The following is a 3,985-nucleotide window of genomic DNA, read 5'->3' on the forward strand; positions in this document are numbered from 1 at the left end:
CGGCCGCGGCCGTGCCCGGCTGGGTGATTTCCGAGCGGCGCAGGATGGCGCGGACGCGTGCGATGAGCAGGCGCTGCGAGAAGGGCTTGGCGATGTAATCGTCCGCACCCATGGCAAGGCCGAGCGCCTCGTCCAACTCGTCATCCTTGCTGGTGAGGAAGATGACCGGGATCTGGCTTTTCTCGCGCAGGCGGCGGAGCAGCTCCAGGCCGTCCATGCGCGGCATCTTCACGTCGAAGATGCCCAGATCGGCAGGGTTGTCGATCAGCGCCTTCAGCGCGGTTTCGCCATCGGCGTAGATCCGCGTCAAAAACCCCTCGGCCTGGAGCGCGATCGACACCGACGTGAGAATGTTTCGGTCGTCATCGACGAGCGCGATCGTGGCCGTCATCGTACAGGGTGCCTTTTGATCCGCATGGCTGGACCTGTGAATTAGGCCAAACCGGTCCATCGCTCAACCGCCTCGCACAAGCGCGTTTGTTTGACGTGTTTAACTGATTGTTTGACGTGTTAAACACAGCCGCGTTATGAGGCCGGGCAGCGAGGCAGATATGTGCAGGCGTCGGGGCGACGTCGGCCTATGGAGAGAGCGATGAGTGACCGCATTCCGAATATTGGTCTGGAAGCCCAGGGGATTGAGACCCGCGCGACGCTGCACTGGAACCGGGTGACAGCGCAGTTGACCGAAATGGCAGTCGCGCGCGGCGAGGGCAAACTCTCGGCCGACGGCCCGCTGGTGGTGGAGACGGGGCGGCATACCGGCCGGTCCGCGCAGGACAAGTTCATCGTCAAGGACGACGAGACGCGCGACACGGTATGGTGGGGCAAGTCCAACGCCGCGATGGAGCCGGCGCATTTCGCCGCGCTGAAGGCTGATTTCTTCCGCGCGCTGGGGGACAAGGACGAGCTGTTCGTTCAGGATCTGTATGGCGGTTCGCAGCCGGAGCACCGGGTGCGGGTGCGGGTGGTGACCGAGCTGGCGTGGCATAACCTGTTCATTCGCACGATGCTGGTGCGGCCGCAGCAGAGCGAGTTGCGCGACTTCGCGGCGGACTACACGATCATCGACCTGCCGAGCTTCCGGGCGGACCCGGCGCGGCACGGCTGTCGGTCGGAGACGGTGATCGCGGTGAACATGACCGAGAAGCTGGTCCTGATCGGGGGCACGAAATATGCCGGCGAGATGAAGAAGTCGGTGTTCGGTATCCTGAACTATCTGCTGCCACCGTCGGGCGTAATGCCAATGCACTGTTCGGCGAACATGGCGGCGGACGGGTCGACGGCGGTGTTCTTCGGCCTGTCGGGCACCGGCAAGACGACGCTGTCGGCGGACCCGGCGCGCACCCTGATCGGCGACGACGAGCATGGCTGGTCGGACACCGCGGTGTTCAATTTCGAGGGCGGCTGCTACGCCAAGATGATCCGCCTGTCGCGCGATGCGGAGCCGGAAATCTTCGCCACCACCAAGCGGTTCGGCACCGTGCTGGAGAATGTGGTGATGGACCCGTCGACCCGGCAGCTCGATCTGGACGACAACAGCCTGGCCGAGAACAGCCGCGGCGCCTACCCGATCGACTTCATTCCCAATGCGTCGGCGGACAATATGGGCGGGGTGCCGCGCAACATCGTGATGCTGACCGCGGATGCGTACGGCGTGCTGCCGCCGATCGCCAAGCTGACTCCGGAACAGGCGATGTACCATTTCCTGTCGGGATACACCGCCCGCGTGGCGGGCACCGAGATCGGCGTGACCGAGCCGGACGCGACCTTCTCCACCTGTTTCGGGGCGCCGTTCATGCCGCGTCACCCGTCCGTCTATGGCAATCTGCTGAAGGAGCGGATCGCCAAGGGGCAGGTGGATTGCTGGCTGGTCAATACCGGCTGGACCGGGGGCAAGTACGGCGTCGGCCAGCGCATGCCGATCAAGGTGACGCGCGCGCTGCTGAACGCGGCGCTGGACGGCAGCCTGAACGATGCGACCTTCCGCACCGACCCGTATTTCGGGTTCCGGGTGCCGGTGGCGGTTGCGGGCGTGGACCCGGCGATGCTCGACCCGCGCGAGACCTGGGCCGACAAGGCCGCTTACGATGCGACGGCGGCCAAGCTGGTCGACCTGTTCGTCGACAATTTCGCCAAGTTCGCCGACCATGTCGACGAAGAGGTGCGTCAGGCGGCACCCAAGGCGCGGCAGGCCGCGTGAGGCGCGGGGGCTCCCGGTTCGACCGGGAGCCCTGCCCCACGTGCGGCGGGGTCAGTGGACCCAGTTGCCTTCGCGAAACCATTTGGTGATGATGTATTTCACACCCTCCACGACGGGCATCCCCTCGTGGAGGGTGATTTCGTTGGGGCTGCCATCGGGCTTCATGTTGTTCCAGGCGAGCAGCATGCCCTGGCGCGGTGCGACCTTGATGCCGGCATGCGGGAACCAGGTGGCGCCGCCTTCCTCCACATCGTTGAGGTAGATCATCGCGGTCCAGGTCCGCTGGCCGCCATGCACCTTCACCTTTTCCCAATAGCTTTCGCTTTCGTGGAAATAATCGTGATGGGCGCGGAATTGCTGGCCGGGGGCGTAGCGCTGACCCTGCATCGTCTCGCCCCGTTCGGGCGGGATATCGAGCAGCCGGGCGATCGCCTCGTCGATCGGCTGCACCGCCGGATCGTAGCGGTTCATGTCGCAACTGTGCGAGGTGCGAAAGCCGACATCGGGGCGATCGGACAACAGCGTCGAGGGACGGTTATTGGCGTCGATCAGCGCGATCAGCCCGGCGCACTGCTCGGCCGAGAGGAAGCCGGCATGGTAGTAGATCTGCGCGGTCTCCACGCCGACGCGGGTGACGGCGGGATCGGCGTCCAATGCGCGAGCGGTGTGGGTGCCGGCGACCTCGCGCAGCTTGGAGGTGGTCTTGGGCTTCCGGGCGAAGATCGACATGACCGGGAATTGCTCCGGCCGGGCCACAAAGGCAAGGGGGCGCGCGAGGGGGAGCAGGCGCCCCCCCCGCCGGTCACCAGAAGATGTCGTACACCATGTCGACCACGACGCCCTCGCGAATGTCGACCAGCAGCGCGTCGTTGTAATAGCGCACCCAGCGATAGGGGGCGTAGGCGGGCGGCAGGCGATAGGCAAAGGGGTCCGACAGCCAGTAGGTCTGGTTGAAGAAGATCGGATCGAGTGCCGCGCCCGGCCCGAAGCGGCGATAACCGGCATTGCCGCCATAGGGCGAGTAATAGCGCGGCAGATGATACAGGTTGCGGTTGGCCGAGCGCCAGCGGTTCCAGTCATAACGGCCATCCTCGCGCCAGCCGCGGTTCCAGCGGCTGCCCCAGTCACGCCGCTCGAACGATCGCCACTGATCGTCGCCGAGGTCGCGCCAGTTCGCGTCACTGCGATCCCAGCCGCGCTGGCGATCCCAGTTGCGCTGGCGATCACGGCGTTCGCGCTCGCGCTCAGCCCGGCGGTCGCGGTCGTCACGCTCGATGCGGTTGCGGCCTTCCCAGTTTTGGGGCGCGCGATCGGGACGGGTTTCCGGGCGATCGGGCCGGGTCGGCGTGGGGCGGTTCTCGGGGAAATCCTCGCGGCGATTGTAGAGCGGTCGGTTCTCGGGGCGGGGGACCACACCGACGCGCTCGCCATCACCGCGCCGCTGCCATCCGCGCTCGGTCCCACGCCCCTGCATCTCCTGCTGCGCCTGTGCCATGCCCGGCAGCAGCGCACCGGCGGCAAGCAGCGCGGCGATCCACCTGTTCATCATGCGACCAATCCCTCATCGCCGGCGCACGAGCCGACCCCGATCATGCGAATCGGAATAGCGCAGCACGGGTGAGGGCAAGCTGAATCGCTTAGTCAGCGATCCGAAAGCTACCCTGTCCGCTACCGGGCGGGGGCGACCAGCGCGGGCACGGCATGCGCGGCGTCGGCAGGGTCGGTACCGGGGCGCGGGCCGGCGGGTATCACCTCCTCACCCCGGGCCGCGCGGGCGGCACGCTG

At 66.4% G+C, this 3,985-nt stretch carries 4 protein-coding genes; 1 reads left to right on the forward strand and 3 read right to left on the reverse strand.

Annotation, left to right across the window (positions count from 1 at the left end):
- Nucleotides 1–391, reverse strand: a 391-nt coding sequence (locus tag Q0U08_RS18435; protein WP_298093149.1) for a response regulator, incomplete at its 3' end; no start/stop codon positions are given.
- A gap of 201 nt (nucleotides 392–592) precedes the next feature.
- On the opposite strand from Q0U08_RS18435, the gene Q0U08_RS18440 reads away from it, so the two are divergent.
- A complete protein-coding gene (locus Q0U08_RS18440; RefSeq protein WP_298093151.1) occupies nucleotides 593–2,200 on the forward strand; it encodes a phosphoenolpyruvate carboxykinase in 1,608 nt (535 codons plus the stop codon).
- 51 nt (nucleotides 2,201–2,251) lie between these two features.
- Here the strand turns inward: Q0U08_RS18440 and Q0U08_RS18445 are convergent, their stop codons facing one another.
- Both Q0U08_RS18445 and Q0U08_RS18450 read right to left on the reverse strand, forming a co-directional pair.
- Complete coding sequence (locus Q0U08_RS18445; protein WP_298093153.1) at nucleotides 2,252–2,929, reverse strand: 2OG-Fe(II) oxygenase; 678 nt, start codon at nucleotides 2,927–2,929, stop codon at nucleotides 2,252–2,254.
- A 73-nt stretch (nucleotides 2,930–3,002) separates the two neighbouring features.
- Nucleotides 3,003–3,749 (reverse strand): RcnB family protein, encoded by a 747-nt coding sequence (locus Q0U08_RS18450; RefSeq protein WP_298093155.1) that lies wholly within the window; start codon nucleotides 3,747–3,749, stop codon nucleotides 3,003–3,005.
- Between the last annotated feature and the right edge of the window lie 236 nt (nucleotides 3,750–3,985).

The sequence above is a fragment of the uncultured Sphingomonas sp. genome, from assembly GCF_946477935.1.
Lineage (GTDB): Bacteria > Pseudomonadota > Alphaproteobacteria > Sphingomonadales > Sphingomonadaceae > Sphingomonas.

Excerpts from the sequence above, each read along its gene's own strand:
- Q0U08_RS18440 (WP_298093151.1), top strand. The coding sequence starts at position 593 with ATGAGTGACCGCATTCCGAATATTGGTCTGGAAGCCCAGGGGATTGAG.
- Q0U08_RS18445 (WP_298093153.1), bottom strand. The coding sequence starts at position 2,929 with ATGTCGATCTTCGCCCGGAAGCCCAAGACCACCTCCAAGCTGCGCGAG.
- Q0U08_RS18450 (WP_298093155.1), bottom strand. The coding sequence starts at position 3,749 with ATGATGAACAGGTGGATCGCCGCGCTGCTTGCCGCCGGTGCGCTGCTG.